The organism is Paenibacillus sp. 2KB_22 (genome assembly GCF_052115745.1).
Lineage (GTDB): Bacteria > Bacillota > Bacilli > Paenibacillales > Paenibacillaceae > Paenibacillus.
Genome location: NZ_JBFRHG010000002.1, coordinates 949512 through 968574, shown reverse-complemented (window position 1 = coordinate 968574; position 19063 = coordinate 949512). Strand labels below are relative to the sequence as shown.

General features: G+C 40.3%; 12 protein-coding genes. 11 read left to right on the top strand and 1 reads right to left on the bottom strand.

What is annotated here, in order from left to right; genetic code table 11:
• Positions 1-189 precede the first annotated feature (189 nt).
• From AB4111_RS15280 to yaaA (AB4111_RS15235), 10 genes are all read left to right on the top strand, one after another.
• Positions 190-864 (top strand): DUF6518 family protein, encoded by a 675-nt coding sequence (locus AB4111_RS15280; protein ID WP_442032245.1) that lies wholly within the window; start codon positions 190-192, stop codon positions 862-864.
• 129 nt (positions 865-993) lie between these two features.
• Positions 994-1587 carry a hypothetical protein gene (locus tag AB4111_RS15275; protein ID WP_442032244.1) on the top strand — a complete coding sequence of 198 codons (594 nt, stop codon included), beginning with the start codon at positions 994-996 and terminating at the stop codon, positions 1585-1587.
• A gap of 161 nt (positions 1588-1748) precedes the next feature.
• Positions 1749-3155: a hypothetical protein gene (locus tag AB4111_RS15270; RefSeq protein ID WP_442032243.1), complete on the top strand. Its 1407-nt coding sequence runs from the start codon at positions 1749-1751 to the stop codon at positions 3153-3155.
• 676 nt (positions 3156-3831) lie between these two features.
• Complete coding sequence (locus tag AB4111_RS15265; RefSeq protein ID WP_442032242.1) at positions 3832-4077, top strand: DUF4279 domain-containing protein; 246 nt, start codon at positions 3832-3834, stop codon at positions 4075-4077.
• Positions 4078-4695: 618 nt separating this feature from the next.
• Positions 4696-5574, top strand: coding sequence for an SPFH domain-containing protein (locus AB4111_RS15260; protein ID WP_442032241.1), 879 nt, complete (start codon positions 4696-4698; stop codon positions 5572-5574).
• A 215-nt stretch (positions 5575-5789) separates the two neighbouring features.
• Positions 5790-6542: a peroxide stress protein YaaA gene (gene yaaA, locus AB4111_RS15255; protein WP_442032240.1), complete on the top strand. Its 753-nt coding sequence runs from the start codon at positions 5790-5792 to the stop codon at positions 6540-6542.
• A 363-nt stretch (positions 6543-6905) separates the two neighbouring features.
• The gene (locus AB4111_RS15250) at positions 6906-10202 is read left to right on the top strand and encodes a hypothetical protein (protein WP_442032239.1); all 3297 of its coding nucleotides are present in this window, start codon (positions 6906-6908) and stop codon (positions 10200-10202) included.
• A gap of 31 nt (positions 10203-10233) precedes the next feature.
• Positions 10234-14985 carry an RHS repeat-associated core domain-containing protein gene (locus tag AB4111_RS15245; protein WP_442032238.1) on the top strand — a complete coding sequence of 1584 codons (4752 nt, stop codon included), beginning with the start codon at positions 10234-10236 and terminating at the stop codon, positions 14983-14985.
• 42 nt (positions 14986-15027) lie between these two features.
• Positions 15028-15660 carry a hypothetical protein gene (locus AB4111_RS15240; protein ID WP_442032237.1) on the top strand — a complete coding sequence of 211 codons (633 nt, stop codon included), beginning with the start codon at positions 15028-15030 and terminating at the stop codon, positions 15658-15660.
• Between the two features lie 342 nt (positions 15661-16002).
• Complete coding sequence (yaaA, locus tag AB4111_RS15235; RefSeq protein WP_442032771.1) at positions 16003-16413, top strand: peroxide stress protein YaaA; 411 nt, start codon at positions 16003-16005, stop codon at positions 16411-16413.
• Between the two features lie 275 nt (positions 16414-16688).
• Here yaaA (AB4111_RS15235) and AB4111_RS15230 read toward each other — a convergent pair whose 3' ends face one another.
• The gene (locus AB4111_RS15230) at positions 16689-17255 is read right to left on the bottom strand and encodes a DUF4879 domain-containing protein (protein WP_442032236.1); all 567 of its coding nucleotides are present in this window, start codon (positions 17253-17255) and stop codon (positions 16689-16691) included.
• A gap of 646 nt (positions 17256-17901) precedes the next feature.
• Here AB4111_RS15230 and AB4111_RS15225 point away from each other — a divergent pair.
• Positions 17902-19044, top strand: a complete 1143-nt coding sequence (locus tag AB4111_RS15225) for a WXG100 family type VII secretion target (protein ID WP_442032235.1) — start codon at positions 17902-17904, stop codon at positions 19042-19044.
• Positions 19045-19063 lie beyond the last annotated feature (19 nt).

Here is a 19063-nt window from a genome sequence, read left to right as displayed (position 1 = left end):
TGTTGCGTAACGAATTATTGAGATAATGATCAACCATCCGTTCCGGATCGAAAGCGAAAGTTGGGTCTTAGATCGGAATTTGGTTAATTAGCACTATTGATTTCTAAATTTCATAAAAAGGGAAAAAATTCAAAATTAAAATAGATTGTGTTAGAATATATAGTAATTATGGAAATTGGAGGGGCTGAAATGGAAATACAAAATAAGTTAAGTGAAATTAGAGTTGAAAAAAAATCAACTACTAAACAAAATTTTTTTTCAGTTTTAAGCGCGATAACGATCGGGATGATTTTAGGTTTAGTGGCTAAGCTTGTAGATGATCAGGGGATTAACCCTATATTTGATGCTATCGGTGGGCGTTTAGGTGTGTGGATTTTTGTTGCAACACTTATAGCAATTTTTAGTTATTCTCCCAAACTAGCAGCATTTAAAATATGTTCCTTTTTTGTGTCGCTGCTAACCATTTATTATCTATATACCGTTTTTTTTCTAAATTTCTTTCCAATGAGAGAAATTGTGTTTTGGGGAATGTGTGCAGTGGTATCTCCGGTGTGTGCTTATGTGATGTGGTATGCACGTGGCAATGGATTCTTATCTAGTGCTGTTTTGGCCCTTCCAATCACAGCTTTGCTTTCCGAAGGTTATCAATTGCGTAACGCTTACTTGCCTGAGCACACTCATTACTATCTAATCCCAATACTTATGGGGATATACTTAATTATGGTCATTATTTTACTGATCGTTGTTCCTAAGAGGAGACTTGAATTTTTAATTGTACTTCCAATATCTATCATATTGTCCCTTATCATAATATATTTTAATGTTTTAGGGCGGATATTTGGTGGATTAAACGGAGTTTTATGAAAAAATTTTAACTCCAAAAGAAAAAAATATAAAATTTATCCATAAATATATATTAAAATCCAAAAACTTCTTGATTTATCCAATTATATGATTTACAATTATGTCAAATACATGAAGGAGGTTATTTATTTGAAAAACAAAATTGCTACTTTATTGTTATCTTCGTTTTTATTGGCAACTTCGGTGAGTGCAGCAGCTGCATCTTCACCTGGTCCGGGATTTCCGCTTGCTGATGGCGTGGACACTTTAGCGACATCTTCGATTAGTTCATCAAATTTATCAGCTCCAGCCCCTGGATTTCCACTCGCTGATGGTGTGGATACTTTGGCTTCGACTGAGGCTAAAGTTCAGGAATTTTCCACAAACGAAAGTCGAGGCATTAGTCTACAATCTGTTAAATCCTATAACAGTCCAGGTTTTTACACAGGCCTGTATATAGGTGGATCGTCTTCGCCGACAGTATTTGCTTTGAATAGTAGCGGATATGCGGTTTATAGCAGTATTTACCAAGCGAATTTGAATGCCGGAGAAAGTGTTCAAGTTACATATCAAACCTTGAATGCTAATACTGGAAATACTCTAGCAGGTAAAAGTTTATCTGGAATTCAAAGTAGCGGTAAAGTAGATATTTCTACAAAAGTACAGTCACAAACAGCAGTTTATGGATATATGCACAATTTTACTGGTAACCATACAGCCGTATCGGGTAATTTTAACTATTAATTCTTTGTAGTAGCAGCATCTGTCATCCCAGTGGTTTTCTGATACAAAACACAGGGATGGCAGATGCTTATCTTTTTTTCATGCTCAACATAGGCTCAGTTCATTCACTGATAATTGAGTTTTGGTTAATTTTTAAAATAAAGAGAGGCGTTGTTACTACAATGAATAAAATCAAATCAAAAAAAATAACTTTCATTATATCTTTATTACTATTTTTTGTTGCGGCTATTTTTTTTGGGGGTTACTTTATCTTCTCTAAAGAGAATGAGAATAGTAGAAGTAAGATAAGTATTTCAATTGGAGTGCCTGAAATGGGAAATCCAATATATCAGTATCCAAAGCTTAAAAGTGATATAGAGGCGAGATTTGACGTTGAAGTGAACTTCGTGGAATTATATCCCGAATCTCAAAAAAACGCCATAACAGAGAATGATGTTATTGATAATACATATAAAAAAGTAAAAAATGGTGAACTGGATATAATTGCTGGACTGACACCAAATAAATTAGCACCTCTTGTTCAAGACAATTTACTTTTAGATATTACTGATCATATAGACCATAAAGAAAATTTGCATTCAGGAGTACTTAATAGTAGTTTGAAGGGAGGTAATGGAAGAATATATTATATTTCGCCAGTCATAAAAACAATATATTTTGTTTTGCAGAACGAAGAAATCTTTAATGATCTGGGTGTTGATTTGATACCTATGTATCCAACATATAATGAATTTCTAAATACATTAAATCTTTTGGAGTCCTCCTCAAAGAAAAAAGGACTTTCATATAGTCCTATAGCACTTGCAGTTAAAAATACTGATGATGACGAGTTATTTATTGGTACTCAGTTAAGAATGTTTGGTTACAATTTAGAAACGCCTTTTTATAGTAATGGTCAACTTATGAATGAAGAATGGCGAGAACTATATAACTTTTTTGCCACCATGGTAAAGAATTATGGAAAAGGTTATGAAGAATATGAAGATGGGACTTACCCTATCGATAATATTTTTTCTAATGGAAACTATGGGATGATGATTGCCAACGCATTTAATATGGAGATATATTCTAATAGCGAATTTAATAGAGATTGGAATTCAAAATCTCCAGTAAAAATAGAGGCGAATTTCCCTATCAGTATTTCTTTCTTACCTAATAAAGATGGTGATAAAATACAAAATATAAGACAGTCTACATTAGCAATCGTTAAAGAAAGTGATTACAGAGATACTCTAATAGGAATAATAAACTATATATTGAGTGAAGAGTACACTTTAAAAATGCTGGATTCTAGGGGTGAATATAATCATTTCAGTAACTACCCGCTCTCATACCCAACATTTTACAACGAAAATACAGTTTCTATTTTGAATCAGTCTTATAACGAAAACTTTGATGCATCAATGATATACGATGTGGACAATGGATCTGCTGTAGAAACGTATCCTATCTCAGATGAATATATTAATTTTGATACGACTGTTAATGAGGCCCTTACTGATGTTTATAATAATGAAAAAACAATAGACGAATCCTACCAATATATATTTGAACAGTTTGAAGACTAGTTCGGTCTAGCTTATTAACGAAACTGAGACTCATCTTCGATTTGTAGCCAAATCAAAATAATAAAAAATCTTATAGGAACCCTTTTCTCAACAATTAGTTGAGGGAGGGGTGCTTCATTTTATGCGGCGGTATGAGGTGTTAATCCTTTAATAGGTTAATCCGCAAAACTTATTATATTTATTCAGTTTGTAGTTATAATGATTGAGCTTTCCTCAATGGGATAGACATGGCTTTCCAAGTAACGAAATATGTGTTTGTTGTGGCTTTCAATCTGGATTTGATGATGATGCAAAAGAAAATCCTTGAATCCATAGAAGAGTATAGAACTAGATGGATAAGTGAGGGGGCTAACTGGTTTAGCTCATTGAAACCAATAAAATTGAATTGGGATCTTTCAGTCCAGTGAAAAGAGTCAACTTAAATAATCAATATGCTTATACGACGGGACACAATTTCCTAAGACATTATCAACTTTGAAGTCAGTAGGCACTCCTTCTATTCCTCGAAAGTTAGCGAGCGATTTGAATAAGTAACAAAAAATGCGGTGTGGGATTTGTCATTAAATGTTGAGCAACGACCTGCTTGATGAAACACTGGATTAAATGGAATAGTTAATCAGTGAACATATATCAAGTGGTTTCTGGTATATGAATATGAATAAGTCGGGAGTCCTTAATGGAAAAAACGAATATCATGGCTGAATTTATCGTTACAGGAGATCATTTCGAACCGAAGTTAATCACAGAACAGATTGGAATCGAACCATCAGGAACCTATATAAAAGGAGAAAAGATTGATGATAGAGATTTGTATCGAAAAGAAACCTGTTGGTTCTTGGAGATGGACTATCAGGAATCTTTTGATATCAATCAGCAATTGAACCACATACTCAATCTTTTGGAGCCACATATTGAAAATTGAAAACCTTGAGAATGAAGCATAATTTGAATTTTCTGTTAGCTTCTCGATCAGGATTATGGATAATGAGACCCCTGCTATTACTATCGAGCAAAAGGCAATCAGTATAGCCTATGACTTGAACGCAGAGTTTGATTTTGATTTGTATATCCTATAGCAATAGGAACAAGTTTCTTGTGAAAATACATACGTATAATAAAGTGTCATTTATATCATTTGTTTAGACCTAATGAGATAAGCAATGGGTACAACTATGGCCTGATCCATAATTCCTAGATCAATTGATGATCCCTTTTTTGATAGGAATAACCGTATACTGGATGTCAATCACTCACAATTTTCTTCACTACTTAACCTAATAGTAGGTCAAGCGCTGAATATCCTTGAAACCGAATACTAATTTACAAATTATATATAAAAGAGGATATAATTAGTACCTATTTATAAATTTGTGCTAAGTTACATCCAAAGAGGGGAGGACGAATATGCCATTTATTGGGGGAATCATTTTAATCTTGATCCTAGCATTTATTCTATGGGCATTAATGATCCCGCTATTCAATAAAATAGGTAGTAGAATTCTGAAGAAATACAATAAATTCAAACAAGAGGAGAATGTTGATGAAAAATTCAAAGACGTTTAGAACAGGGGCGATCACGGTTGCATTGGTTATTATCGTGGGAGTATTATTGGTGACTTTCTTTGTAACACGAATTCCTAATGGATATGTCGGGGTTGTATATTCACCCAATGGAGGCGTAAAAGATAGCACACTGAGTCAAGGTTGGAAACTGGTTGGAGCGTTTGATAAAGTAACGAAATATCCGATCCGAATTCAAACGGTGGAATACAGAGACATTCAGATTGCAACTTCTGACGGAAAAAACATCACTATCGATTTTGCTTACAACTATCAGGTAGAACCAAGTAAAGTATCTTCTATATTCAATACATTTGGGCCAATTAGCATTCAAGAAATTGAGGATACATATCTCAAAACACGTTTCCGTGATGCAGCTCGTAAAGGTATTTCCGAGTTTACAGTCATTGATGTGTATGGTGAAAAGTCATCTGAAGCAGGCGTGGACGTGCAACAACGGTTTTCGGATGACGTTAAAGAGTTAGGTTTTATCGTATCCAACGTTACCGTAGGTGTTCCTCAACCTGACGCTAAGACTCAGGAAGCCATCGATAAACGTGTCGAAGCTTCTCAAGAACTGGAACGTAAAACGACTGAACTGGAGATCGCCAAGAAAGAAGCAGAACGCAAGCGCGTGGAAGCACAAGGTAATGCAGACAAACTATTGATCGAAGCAGAGGGTCAAGCTAAAGCCAATAAAGAGCTTCAACAATCCTTATCGAGTCAACTCGTTGAATATGAAACCATTAAGAAATGGGATGGAGCCCTTCCATATGTAAGTGGGTCCAACACGCCAATGATTCAATTGCCGACTACAAAAACAGAGCAAAATAGCGGCGCGGGGAGCGTAACTCCCTAATTAGCGCTTGAAAATGCACTTAATACTTTCTCATCCAATTGAATTTATTGACTCTAATGAACAAGCCGGTCCAATCTTGGGCTGACTTGTTCATTTTTGAGTCTTTTTAAAGATACCGCAGGAAAAACCGTGAGCTTCACCATTGGATTCACTTAGCCAATCCTGTACAATGGATAACGACAATAACAACGGTAGATTAAGGATGGATTAGCACGATGAGAATTATCATATCACCAGCTAAAAAGATGAAGATCGATACCGATTTGATGGCTATCGCGCAGATGCCGCAATTTATAAACGAGTCAGAACAGCTATTGAGTCTGCTTCAAAAGTTATCCTATGACGAACTGAAAGTGATGTGGAAGTGTAACGATGCAATCGCTGAACAGAACGTGGAGCGGATTCAGAATATGAATATAAAAGCAAATCTTACGCCAGCCATTTATGCCTACGAGGGCATTCAGTATCAATATATGGCACCGGGTGTTTTTCAAAATGAGGAACTGGCGTATCTTCAACAGCATTTACGCATATTATCCGGTTTTTATGGCATGTTGCGGCCTTTGGATGGCGTTACCCCGTATCGATTGGAGATGCAGGGTAAGCTGCAAGGTCCAGGTTTCAAATCGCTCTATCAATTCTGGGGCAGCAAGTTGGCGGATCAGCTTCAATCTGAAAGCAATTGTATTCTGAATTTGGCTTCCAAAGAGTATAGCAAGAACATCACGCCTTTCCTGAAGGAGGAAACCCAGATGATCACTTGTGTGTTCGGACAAATGGTCGATGGAAAACTTGTTGAAAAGGCAACCCGGGCCAAGATGGCCAGAGGTGAGATGGTACGATATATGGCTGAGCGGAAGATTACAGATGTGGAGGATATAAGAGACTTTGATCGGTTAGGTTTTGTTTTTTCAGAAGAGAAGTCGGATGAGAGTACTTATGTATTTATATATTCAGAGGGACAGTAGCCTGTTGTCCGCTGATCATATATCAGAATGTTAACTATTTATTCACCCCAAAAGTCGCCAACTGGCGGCTTTTTTTATTTTTCAGGTAATAAATCTAGGTTCTAATCTAATAGGAAAGACGATTAATTCAAATGAAATAGCATTTGAAATAGATCTAATCTATTATTCTATTCGTGTCAGGATATTACAGGTTATATTCTAAATTGTTATCTGAGATATAAAAGGAAAAAAGTCCCTTAAAGTAGGGACTAATTAACTATGTCCTAAAATAAGGGAAATGACGATAATAATTTATTACGCTCCATTTATACATCTTTTAAGGTAAGAAATGGAGAAAAAACATAAAGGAGGAATATGAATTCCATGAGTTTAAGAAAAGGTTTTATTGTTTTTCTGATGGCTTTGTTGTTGATTGGAACGATCTATCCGAATAGCGGTTATGCGCTTTCGAATCAATCGGATGCCATAATAACAACTGAGAGTAGCGTGGAGAAAGTTGATGTTCCTATGGAGGAATCAGCTTTAACAGACAACGAATATCTGGAAGATATTGATCCGGATTTCTATGAAGAACCGGAAGGTGTAAACGAATTTATCGAAGAACCAGTAGATGAACCGACGGTTACTGATGATACATACGGGGAGAACTCTTTCTCTGCTCAAGCAATGGCCATGGCAGACGAAACTTTGACCATGAGTCCTGGGGATTCCTATACGTTCACGAATAACGGAAGTGCGACAAGATCGTTAAGTACGAATGCGGCGACCTCGAGAAGTAGTGCGTACGATTACGTTATTTATAGACCAGATGGCAGCATCATGGGCGAAAACATGGACTCTACTAGTAGTTTATCAGTAGGTTCAGGTTATACAGCTGTGATCACCTCGACGGGTCAGAATCCTTTTACAGTGACAATTCGTTCTGAATTTTCCTACAGTGTATCAGCTAACCCTGCCATGCTTAGGGTTACGTTATCCAAAGGAGAGAGTTATCGATACTTTAATGAAGGGACACAGTCAAGAGTTTTAAGTGCCGATACTTCGACGGCTCAGGACAGGAAAATAGACTATGCTTCTTACAAAGAAGATGGTAGTCTTGTAGCTTCCAATTTTGAAACGACGGGGAAACCTTCACTTGCAGGAGGGAACGAAATTATTATTACTGGAGCGGGCTCGCAGCCTGTTAGTGTTGGTTTTCCCTATGAAGTCTATACCGGTGAATGGAGCGATGAGCCAGCCTATACGCGTACAACGCTATATCAGGGAGATAGCTACCAGTTCACTAATATCAGTTCCAAATCCGATGCACTCCAAACGGATGGAACGACCAAAGATAAGCATGATTACGTTGTTTATCTTCCGGATGGAACGGAAAGTTCTACAGGGACGAATACGACCACTAAGCCTACGGTAGCAGCAGGAAGAACCGCCGTTGTAACCTTGGTTACAGCAACGCCTGTAACATATGGTGTGCCCTATCGGACATTTGATGTCCAAAAAGCCGGTGGTGATGCGATTACTCGAATCACTGTATATCCTGGAGAATCTATGATTTTCAGTAATAATGGTTCGTTGGCTAATCCGATAAAAAACAATGCAAGCAGTACCAATGGAGCCGTTTTTGACTATGTTCTTTATACAGCAGAAAACGTCGTTCATTCGGATGGATTCAACAAAAATACTAATCCGATCATTCGCTCACAAGGTTACGCAGTCGTGACCGTAGTTGGGCAAGTCCCAATTGAGTTTAGTTATACGGATGATTTCTCGGTTGAAGAAAGCATGGAACCTGCGTACCATCGCGTAACACTTCAACAGGGAGAAAGCGTGACATTTTGGAATAACAGTACCGATCGGGAATATCTCGACAGTGATGCATCCACCAGTCAAGGGCGAATATTTGATTACGTCACCTATTATCCGGATGGCACAGAACGGAGTACAAGAAAAGCAACAGCGGTTGAACCAGTTGTTTACTATGGAAATAAAGCTGTAATCACAGGCGTATCTGCTCAACCTGTAACCATAGGTGCGATTTACACCATTTTTGATGTGGAGGATCGACCAAATGAAGCACTAACTAAGATTACGGTATCACCGGGTCAATCGGTAAAATTCCATAATGGAGGCTCACTCAGTAACCCAATACGGAGTAATGCCAAAAAATTAGGTGCACTGTTTGATATTGTGGTGTATAAGGCAGACGGCAGAGCACATAGTGACAAATTCAATAGCAATGTAAGTCTCGCTACCATTCCTTCTGGTGGTGAAGCCGTCGTTACCGTAGGTGGAAGTACACCTGTAACATTTGAATACACGGATGATTTCTCAGTAGTGGATAGCCAGGAACCAGCTTATCTGCGCGTAACGTTGAACAAAGGCGAGAGCTATGCCTTTACCAACATAAGCTCAGATTCGAAAAGGGTCCGAAATGATGCTTCCAGCAGTGAGGGGCGGGTGTATGATTACACGATTTACAACGTTGATGGAACAGTGTCAAGCAGTAGAACAGCAACAGCGATCGAGGCATATGTCCTAGGTGGTAAAAAAGTTGTTGTTACCAACATCTCGGATCAACCCATAACGTATGGTGGGATTTACCGTGTTTTCCGTGGACAAGATGATCAAGTCCCTTCACCAGAAACAGAAATCACTGTCAATCAAGGACAGAGTGCAGTATTTACGAATCCGGATTCAAAACCTGCTCAAATTGAACGAATCGCAGGAGTAAACTCCGTTGTGGATTATACGGTCTACGACAAATCTAATAAAGCATTGTATTTCGTGGAAGGTATGAGTCATGCAACATGGGATATTCCAGCAGGTGCAACGCTTGTTGTTACCGTAGTATCTACGGAACCTGTAACGATTCAATATACCTCTCCTGTGACAGCCAGCTCCAGTCAGGAGCCTGCACTTATCAAGCGGAATTTGACGCCAAATAACACGCTCTTGTTCTCAAATACTTCACCTTATGAGGCTATACTCGTTGGTTCTCCTTCAGAAGGAGGAACCTATGATTACGTTATTCGAAATCAGAATCAAGCTGTTGTTAAGGAAGGAAAGAACGCTACAGGAGGACAATTTGTACCTGGAAAGTCTGACATTCAGGTGCATAACGTGTCATCCCAAACACTGAAATTTGTAGGTGCTTATCGGCACTTTACGGTCAAGGAAGTGGAAGTGGAGTTTCTGACTTTGTATGAAAACACAGAGACGGCGCTTCCGACAGTTCAGCAAGGGAATGTGTACTACCGTTTTAGTCCGTATAGCTCTGACAAGTATCGGATTGCCATAAAGGAATCAGGTGATTTTTCCATTGAACCTCGGATCGAATTGTATTCAGATAAGGAACTGAGCATTCCGGTAGCTGCTTCAATAGAGCAAGAACAGGTATATGGTGAGCAATATACCGTTCTTGAATGGGAGCTTGAAGGTGGACAGAATTATTATCTCAAGCTAAGTGAAAAAGAAGGAAAACCGATTCAAGGAGCCATAAAAGCAGCGTGGATGAACATTCGCAATGACAACAGCTATGAGTACGGCTATGGCAATCAACTGCTTAAAGTTGTCCTATTTACGGGAGATCAAATTGTGTTTGAGTATGATCGCAACGGTAATTTAACGAAACGAACGAAAAAGATTTTTCCATTTAATTAATGATTGTCTAAATTTAGGTTGAGGTGATGGAGTGTTTAAGAAAATAACGATTATTTGGTTATGCGTCATATTGGTTCTTAGTGGGTTCGGTTCTTTTGGATATGGAGGACAAACAGCAGCGGCGGCAGAAGGTAGGGATTCCCTCCCTTCCGCTACCTACCTTACAATCCATAGTTTAAAAGAGCAATTTGGTATCAAAGAAGATTGGATCGAGAAGAAACTAGATCAGGGTTATTCGTTGTACCAGTTGTATAAAGCTTTACAGACAGATCGCACAGGCGGCGAGGCTGCTGAAAAATGGCTAGAAGCACAAGAAATAAGCGAACCGATTCAAATGGAGGGGCTACGCCCTTCCGGTTCATCACAGCAAAACAACTTCTCGATTAATGCTCTTAATGAGGATACTCCAGGTACGGGAACGACCGTGGACGAAACTGGACTTAACCATGTCGATATCCGAGATGACGCATCGCTATATATGACGTCTTATGGAGCGGAGTCCATCTCTACTGCTACAGGGGAAATGATGATTCAGAGTACTGACCTTTCTCTACCTGGACTCATTCCGTTTGATCTGACACGCGTCTATGACAGCGCTAGAGCCACTGGGCAACTTGGCATTGAATATGACGAAACGACAAAAACGTATTCCAATAAGGTTACGCCACGCAAGGAAGAACTTTCTGCTGGATTGGGGCAAGGCTGGCGTTGGGACATTCCTTTCATGGAAAAGCGTGGCGATAATCAGTATATTCTGATTCCAGGCGTGGGCAATTACCGCTTAAACGCGAACCTGGAACTGGAAGGTTACGTATGGAATGACTTAACCGTTAAGCGAGATGCGACCGTGACTGTTAATGGCGTATCTAGCAGTTATCGTCTATCCATCCGAAATGGCTACGATTATCTATTTAATGAAGCCGGAGAACTGTTGCAAATTACAGATGGCTACCGAAATACTGTGAATTTTCACTATACGACATTGAATGGAAACCAAGCCATTGCAAGAATTGAAAACAGTGAAGGTCAGGCGCTGACATTTGCTTATGACAACCTGAAGGTTACTGTACAGCTTGCAGGAACGGATCGGAAAGCAACATACACGCAACGCGAGGACGAAGGCATTCGCATTTTGCGAGAATACACAGATGCTCTCGATCGGACAACGACGTATACGTACTATTATCCGGAATCCAAATTCAATTTCCTGCCTGACTTGCAAAGTAACCAAAATGCTCAAGGTGTGATGCATACAGCGTTGCTATCGCGCATTACAAGCCCTTCATCAGCTATAACGGATTATGCATATATTCCAGCGCTGAAGCAGATTGGCGAAGCTTCCTCCCATTTTGTATTCAAAGTAAGAGAGCGCAAGAGCCAGTTTAGTACAACGGATGGCGAAGGCGTTCTGGACAAGGTTAACTTTGAGTACTCTGGAGAAGATCTGGACTCCTATGGACAATCCGCAACATGGACAACAAAAGTGAAAGCAGAGAACACCGCAGATACTTGGACGTTTTCCAAAACGTTTAGCGCTGCAGCTCATCCAGATTTGGTTCGCGCAGATAAGCACACGTTAACTGGAGATGACGTGACTTATTCCACGGAGTTGCAGTACGATAACCAGACGAAGCGAAACCTTCCGACTCAAATGACGGAGTGGGTTAGTGAGGGTGGACGTGCAGGCGAGAAGCTAACCACGACCATGACCTATGATACCAATGGAATGGTGACTTCAGAAAAGCGCAGTACCGGACAAGAATCCACTTATGCGTATGAAACGAGTAAGGCTCCATATCACTGGATCAAACCTATTCGTTCGACCAGCAAGATTAATAGTACCTTGGAGAGATACACCGAAACAACCTATAACAGCCAAGGTTCCGTTCTGCGGAGCACAACTAAAAATGGATACGGCGGGCAGTTGCTCACTGAATCGGAAGTGAAGCTGGATGATAAAGGAAGAGTCATCAGCACCACAGATAAAGGCGGCTATTTAGCTAAAGACAGCGTAGTGACGTTGAGTTATCAGGCTAATGCAGGGCATTTGGTGGAATCCAGATCCATAACCGTGAATGATGCTGCTGGTAAAGCAGAAGCCCTCGTGGAATCGTATCAATATACGAATGCTGGCGAACTGGAAAAGACAACCGATGCATCCGGGGAACAGGAATCGTATCAGTATGATAAGAGAGGGCGACTTCTACAAATCGTCCATGCTGATGGTACGCAATCAACCACTGCTTACGATGATGTTAAGAACATCATTACAAGCACATCACCAGACGGCATTGTCACGACCGAGCGGTATAATCCGCTAGGCCTTTTGGTAGAAGAGCAGACGGCTGAGGCTACTTACAAATATGCCTATGACCACGAAGGTAATGTAACGGCTGTTGAGGATGCCGAAGGCAATGTGACGAGATTTGTAGTCGACGCGTTTGGACAAGCGATAGAGACAAAGTATCCAGACGGGACCACTGGAACAACCAATATTGATGCTGTGGGTCAAACGGTGACCTATAAGGACGCTGCTGATAATCGCACACGGGAGAAGAAGGATTTACTTGGTCGAGTGACGGCGGTGGAAGAATATCGGAATGGTGCATATGTTCCGTTACAACAAACCGAGTATGATATCGATGGTAACGTAATTGCATCTATCGATGGTAACGGTCAACGAACGACCTATACGTATGATGCGCTTGGACAAATCACGACGGTAACCACACCGAAGCAAGAAACAAGTCGTTATTTCTACAGTTATCAGGGCCAAGTGACACAGATCGTATCACCGAATACGCAAACAGTCACAAAACAGTATGATGAATTGGGAAGACTCATTAAACAGACGCATCCGAGTCCAGCCGGGTATGCGACAACGTTATATTACGATAAGAAAAGTAATCTGATTAAAAAACAGGATCGACTTGGGAAAGTAACAGAGTATACGTATAACAGTGACAACATGCTCACAGGTATGAAAGCACCGGATACGAATGTATCCTATACGTACGACGAGATTGGCCGCAGAACATCGATGACCGATGACCATGGAAAGACCACGTACAGTTATCGAGCAGCAGATGGGATGTTGAACGGACTGACGTTCCCGGATGGGACACGACTTGATTACGAAAACAATACTCAGCAACGTCTAGGGTATACCTTAACGGATGCCAAAGGACAATCCTTGCGCATTCACGGCGAAGTAGATGCCATGAATCGGGTAACCTCCATGGATATTACCTCGGGTTCAGGAGGGGCTTCTGCACTCGCAGCATCGGGAACGACGCCTGTGGATCGTATGACATTCAGTTATGCGTCCAATAGCTTGCTGGAGAAATTGTCGTTTGGCAAGGGCCTCAGCACAAGTTACCAGTTCAATGGCTATGACCTGTCGGGAATCACGATCTCTCAAGGGACATCTGCGGTGCAACAGTTCGCCTATGAATATGATGGTAATAAAAACATCACGTCCCGTACACAGAACGGGGAAACCGATCAATACACATACGATGAATTGAGCCGGATTCAGACCGAAACGGGCACGCAAAAAGAAACGTATACTTATGACCCGAATGGTAACCTGTACAGTACCGGAAGTGGTAAGGTATACGGTCTAAAGGATGCACAGTATACGTATGACAGCCAGAATCGTCTGATTAAAGCAACGGGTGAAGGCAAAACGGTAACCTACAGCTATAATGGAGATGGACTGTTGTATGAACGTACGGAAGGCGACCAAACGATTCGTTATTACTACGATGAAGAAGCCAAACTCATGGCTGAGGCCACTGTAACGTCTGGAAAAGCTGAGCTAACATATGCCTATATCTATGATCTGTATGGGCAATTATGGGCTCGCCAGGACAAGCAAACAGGTAAACTGGAATACTACCAGTTGAATGGTCATGGCGATGTCGTTGGCCTCGTGGACGATGCAGGCAAAGTGCTGAACAGTTACACCTATGATATCTGGGGCGGACCGTTAACGACGGAAGAAACCGTACCGAATATGCTTCGCTATGCCGGAGAATATTGGGATGATACTGTAGGTCTGCAATATCTGCGAGCACGCTGGTATGATCCAGGCATGGCACGTTTCATCGGTGAGGACACGTACGAAGGGGAACTGAACGATCCGTTGAGTTTGAACTTGTATTCGTATGTGTTGAATAATCCGTTGAAGTATGTGGATCCGAGTGGGCATGTGGCTTGGTTAATTCATGGGACTTTTAGTGACAAGGATACGTGGACAAAAGATTTTCGTAGTTATCTTGAAGGTGTTCTAGACGAGTCAGTTACGAGGCTTAGTTGGAGTGGGAAAAATAAGGTTCCGGCTCGTGAAGAAGCAGCGAAAGATCTAACAGACAGAATATACAAATACTATTTATCTAATCCTAAGGAACCAATCCGACTAATAGGTCATAGCCATGGAGGGAATGTAGCCATAATGATAGCCAACAATTTGGCTAAGTTAGGGGTTCATGTAGAAACCCTGGTAACAATAGCTACTCCAGTACGTGAATACCAACTATCAACAACAGTTGGTCAACACATACAAGTGTATAATAGTTATGACATTATTCAAAATAATGGCGGTAGCATAAAAAAAAGCGGGAAAGCAAGAAGAACTTTTGAAAGTGCATTGAATATCGAGGTCATTCTTCCAAAAAAAGAGAGAGAATTTTATTGGAAGGGACAAGGGATAGCTAATCATTCTTCTATGCATAGTAATGTTAATGTATGGAAGAAATATATCGAGTCAAGATTGAAATGATAGTGATAGTTTGAGTTCCATAACTGATGGGGAGGTGAAAGAGTGTCGACTTGGATTAAATTTATATGGATTGCCACTACATTAATTAATTTATCAGTATTTATTTGGTTTTTAGTTGAGGCGACGTCTAATTTTCAAAAATCACTAGATTTGGTTGGTATGCCGATCATGCTTTTCTATGGAATACCTTCTCTTATTGTTAATATGATTTCGATTGTAATTCTGATAAGGAAATGGAGTTCTCAGTTAAGTGTAAGTACCATGATTGTGGGGGGAGTGTTCATCTTCATACTGTTATTCTGTACTCCGGCTTTTGTAACTGCATTACAAAATACGGTGAAATCAGATCAAGTAGAAAGTGATCCGGTTAGTTACACATCTGATCAGAAGTACCAGTACAATATCGAATTAATTAACATGTCACAGAGAAATAATCAGGTTAATTTAATTGTAAAAGATGTTTCTGGTAAAGCTGAAAAGAAAACCATTCCATTAGATCTGGACACTGAAGAGTTAATAGCTTTAACCACTGGGCCGGGATCCAATTGGCAGTGGGCTGTATTAGATCCTACAGAAAAACCTGAATTATACAAGCTTACCACTACCGAAAAGTTAGGCATGCATAAGGTCTATATGATTGATATTGTAGAAGGTTCTTCGCAAGAAATTAAGTGAACAGACAAACAGCATTTGAATTGCTCCCTGTTTGGTGATGTCCAAGTTTTAAGCTAATGAATATTTTGAATGGTTTGTTTTAATCGCTCTGCAGAGAATTGAAACTTTTCAAAAAAATATTAATTTGCTAACAATAATAAATTGATGATGCGTTCTTTAATTTTTGATGAACAAGCCAGTCCGCTAGTGGGCTGGTTTGTTCATTTTGTAGTTCTTTGAGAAGCACCACGGTACAAAATCATCAAACCATTGCTGTAGACTTAAAAAGTCTAAAATATAACGTTAAATTAAAGGATGAATCAGCATGGTAAGGATTATTATTTCACCTGCTAGCGAGAAGAGCTGAACTCAAGGTCCGGGTTTCAAGTCACTCTATCAATTCTGAGGCAGCAAGCTGCCAGATCAGCTTCAATCGGAAAGCAACTGCATTCTGAATCTGGCTTCAAAGAGTATAGCAAAAATATTCTGCCTTTTCTGAGTGAGGAAACCCGTTTCATTACTTGTGTATTCGGACAAATGGTCAATGGGAAGCTTGTTGAAAAGGCAACCTGGGCTAAAATGGCCAGAGGTGAAATGGTACGTTATATGGCAGAGCACAAGATTACAGATGTGAAGGACGTAAGAAACTTTGATCGGTTGAATTTTGCTTTTTCAGAAGAACGATCCGACGAGAGTACGTTTGTTTTCATACAAGCAGAGGGGAAAGTAGCCTGCTGTGCAATGGGTGGTTCTTGTACAAAGTCTGCCCTTTAATGTCTCAATGACAAAAGACGCAGGGGATGTATATCCCTGCGCCTGATCTGGCAACAAATCCGTGTCCATCAAACCAGAATTAAAGACTTGGCGGAATCTTTGTCTGCAAACACGTTGTCCATGCGAATACGGGCTTCCCTAGCACCATAACGAAGCATCAGGTTGTATTCCATCTCCATATGTCGCTAGAGCAAGGAGGAACCTGCAATTTTACCATCAGCATCAGTTAATGGATTGAAGCCAATTCCTCCAATATTCATATTACATCCTTCCTGTTAGCGAACATTAATCCAAGCGGTCCACTGTGTTGGGATGTTAATGGAATAGACCGTTCCTACAAATTGCCCGCCTGTTGTATTAGGGGATTCATAAACCCAAGAATGGGCAAAAGCGTCTACGACACGATCTCCGTCCAAATCAATAGCTTCAGACCAGTTGTTTGTCATTGTATTGCCAGCGAGTTTGCCGAAGTGACTGCTGTCATAACCGATCTGGAAAGTAATACACTGAATCCAAGCCCCACCATGATCATTGGTCGTGGAGAGCGGGTTGTTATTGAAGCCGTAAATTTCTTGACCGCCATTAGGAGATACAACACCATATACATTAATGTGAGATACGTTCGGAGCAGGCGCAAACAGAACTGGACCACCCGTATCTTTAGACTTCTGGGCTTTAAATTCAGCCTTAGCAGCCTCAACAGCTTCACGGAATTCTTTGGAATTAATAATTTCTTCCTTTGTTAACGGTTTGGGTTGAGTCACATCACCATCTGCATAGGCAGCTACATTAAACGAAAGTACGAGAACAAGAATAAGAGCTAAACCAACCAGCTTTTTCATAGTAATAAATTCCACCTTTCTTGTTATGGTTATTCTTTTACAAAAATATGGATAACGACAAATAGACCTGCTTGCAGATTAAAGCCTCTTGCCCTCCTTTCTTAAGAAAATGGTTCTTCCCCTTTTTTCTTTACTGAAAAAGAAATTAAGGAGGTAGAACTCTACAGGCTAGAAGACTCTATGAAGTAGGAATGTATATGTAAAATGAATGCCTGCCAATGATTATGTGTTGCAGACAAAATGGTAAACTCATTTTAAAGTATTGATATTTTAGTTGTGGTGTGCCCTGATACTTATGGTAAAAATATAAGATTTCAAAATAAGCATTTAAATTGTAATATATTCCATATATATAAACATATAGTACATCTAATTATCGGCACCAGTCAAGTTTCTTCATTAATACTATGATTTGTTAAAGTTTTCAGCTTGTCGTAGTAAAATGCCACAGTATCCTGTAGTCGTAAAAAGAAAACCTTCTGGAATATGTATACACCTACATAGAGATCGTATGGGGCTGAAGAACGGATATAAATCATTCTGAGCGTGGATTCATGCAGTGAAATCAGGAGATTAGCCGGATATAATTGCCATTAAACTTCTGCTAACATAGTAGTATCATATTTTAGATGAGCGGTGAAAATGGATGAATACCATTAAAGTTACCCCTGAACAGTTACATCACGTATCGAATCAAGTGGATCAGGCGAGACAACAATTGGAGCATATACGGGAGGATCTCACAAGACAGATCATGTTCCTTCAGCAGATGTGGCTAGGTGTGACGCAGGAGCGTTTTTATGATGAGTTTGCCCGGTCACGTCCTGTATTGCAGAAGGCGCTGGAGAGTATGGTGGGCATCTCCAAGGAACTCAAGGATATCGCCATACGGTTTGAGAATGCTGATGCTCAGAAGGTGAGTCTGGGTAATGCCGTTGGTACTGTTGGCGCTGTAGCGATGATGGAGACCTCGAGATATTATGCCGGTTCGGATGATAAGGGCTATGGGATGGCACAAGTCAATGTTTTTGGAAAGTGGATGTCGATGCCTGTCAACGAGAATGGAGTTACGGATCAGTCTGCACTCCAAGCTTATGAGAGAGATCAGGGGCATTTGGATATTAATCGAATGCAGGCTGTAACTGCTGAAGCGTCAGGGGAAGATATTTTTGCGATGCAGATCAAAGGCTTTGAAATGGGAATTGATCCGTTCACAGGCGAGCCTGTATCCGATAAATATGCTCAGATGATGTTGACTTCTCTAAAGTTTAGCCAACTATTCATGGCATTTCAGATAGTTCGCGGGAGTATGCCGGGCGGCAAAGGGCCTTTTCGGTTGCCTTCATCTCATCCAGCTGTGGCGAAGATTAAAAAGAATTTGGAAGCGGCTGAAGCAAGGAAAACAAATGAGCAAAAGAGTGGTTCTGGGGTGACGGGACAGGCTCCTGATATCGGAGAAGTTAAATTGAAGCCACTTGGGACTAAAGGGGAAGGTGATGCACTAAAACGTATCTTTGAGATAGACGGAACTAAAGTAGAAATTAATAGTGGACATGGTTACCGTGGAAGTGGCCATCGAACCGGCAATGCTCAAGATATTGGCACCATGGATCAGATTGAATCCGTTATACTCAAAGATATGGAATTAGCCAATAAGGCAAATATTGATTTGCCTAGACCTCCTAAAACGATAGAGCGAACGATTCAAGTAAATGAGAAAACGATGGGCTATACCGTAACACAAACGCCTGATGGTACTTTAAGGGTCTCTACCTATTATCCAAAATAAAAAATAAAGGGGACATTTA

Excerpts from the sequence above, each read along its gene's own strand:
- AB4111_RS15280 (WP_442032245.1), top strand. The coding sequence starts at position 190 with ATGGAAATACAAAATAAGTTAAGTGAAATTAGAGTTGAAAAAAAATCA.
- AB4111_RS15270 (WP_442032243.1), top strand. The coding sequence starts at position 1,749 with ATGAATAAAATCAAATCAAAAAAAATAACTTTCATTATATCTTTATTA.
- AB4111_RS15265 (WP_442032242.1), top strand. The coding sequence starts at position 3,832 with ATGGAAAAAACGAATATCATGGCTGAATTTATCGTTACAGGAGATCAT.
- AB4111_RS15260 (WP_442032241.1), top strand. The coding sequence starts at position 4,696 with ATGAAAAATTCAAAGACGTTTAGAACAGGGGCGATCACGGTTGCATTG.
- yaaA (WP_442032240.1), top strand. The coding sequence starts at position 5,790 with ATGAGAATTATCATATCACCAGCTAAAAAGATGAAGATCGATACCGAT.
- AB4111_RS15250 (WP_442032239.1), top strand. The coding sequence starts at position 6,906 with ATGAGTTTAAGAAAAGGTTTTATTGTTTTTCTGATGGCTTTGTTGTTG.
- AB4111_RS15230 (WP_442032236.1), bottom strand. The coding sequence starts at position 17,255 with ATGAAAAAGCTGGTTGGTTTAGCTCTTATTCTTGTTCTCGTACTTTCG.
- AB4111_RS15225 (WP_442032235.1), top strand. The coding sequence starts at position 17,902 with ATGAATACCATTAAAGTTACCCCTGAACAGTTACATCACGTATCGAAT.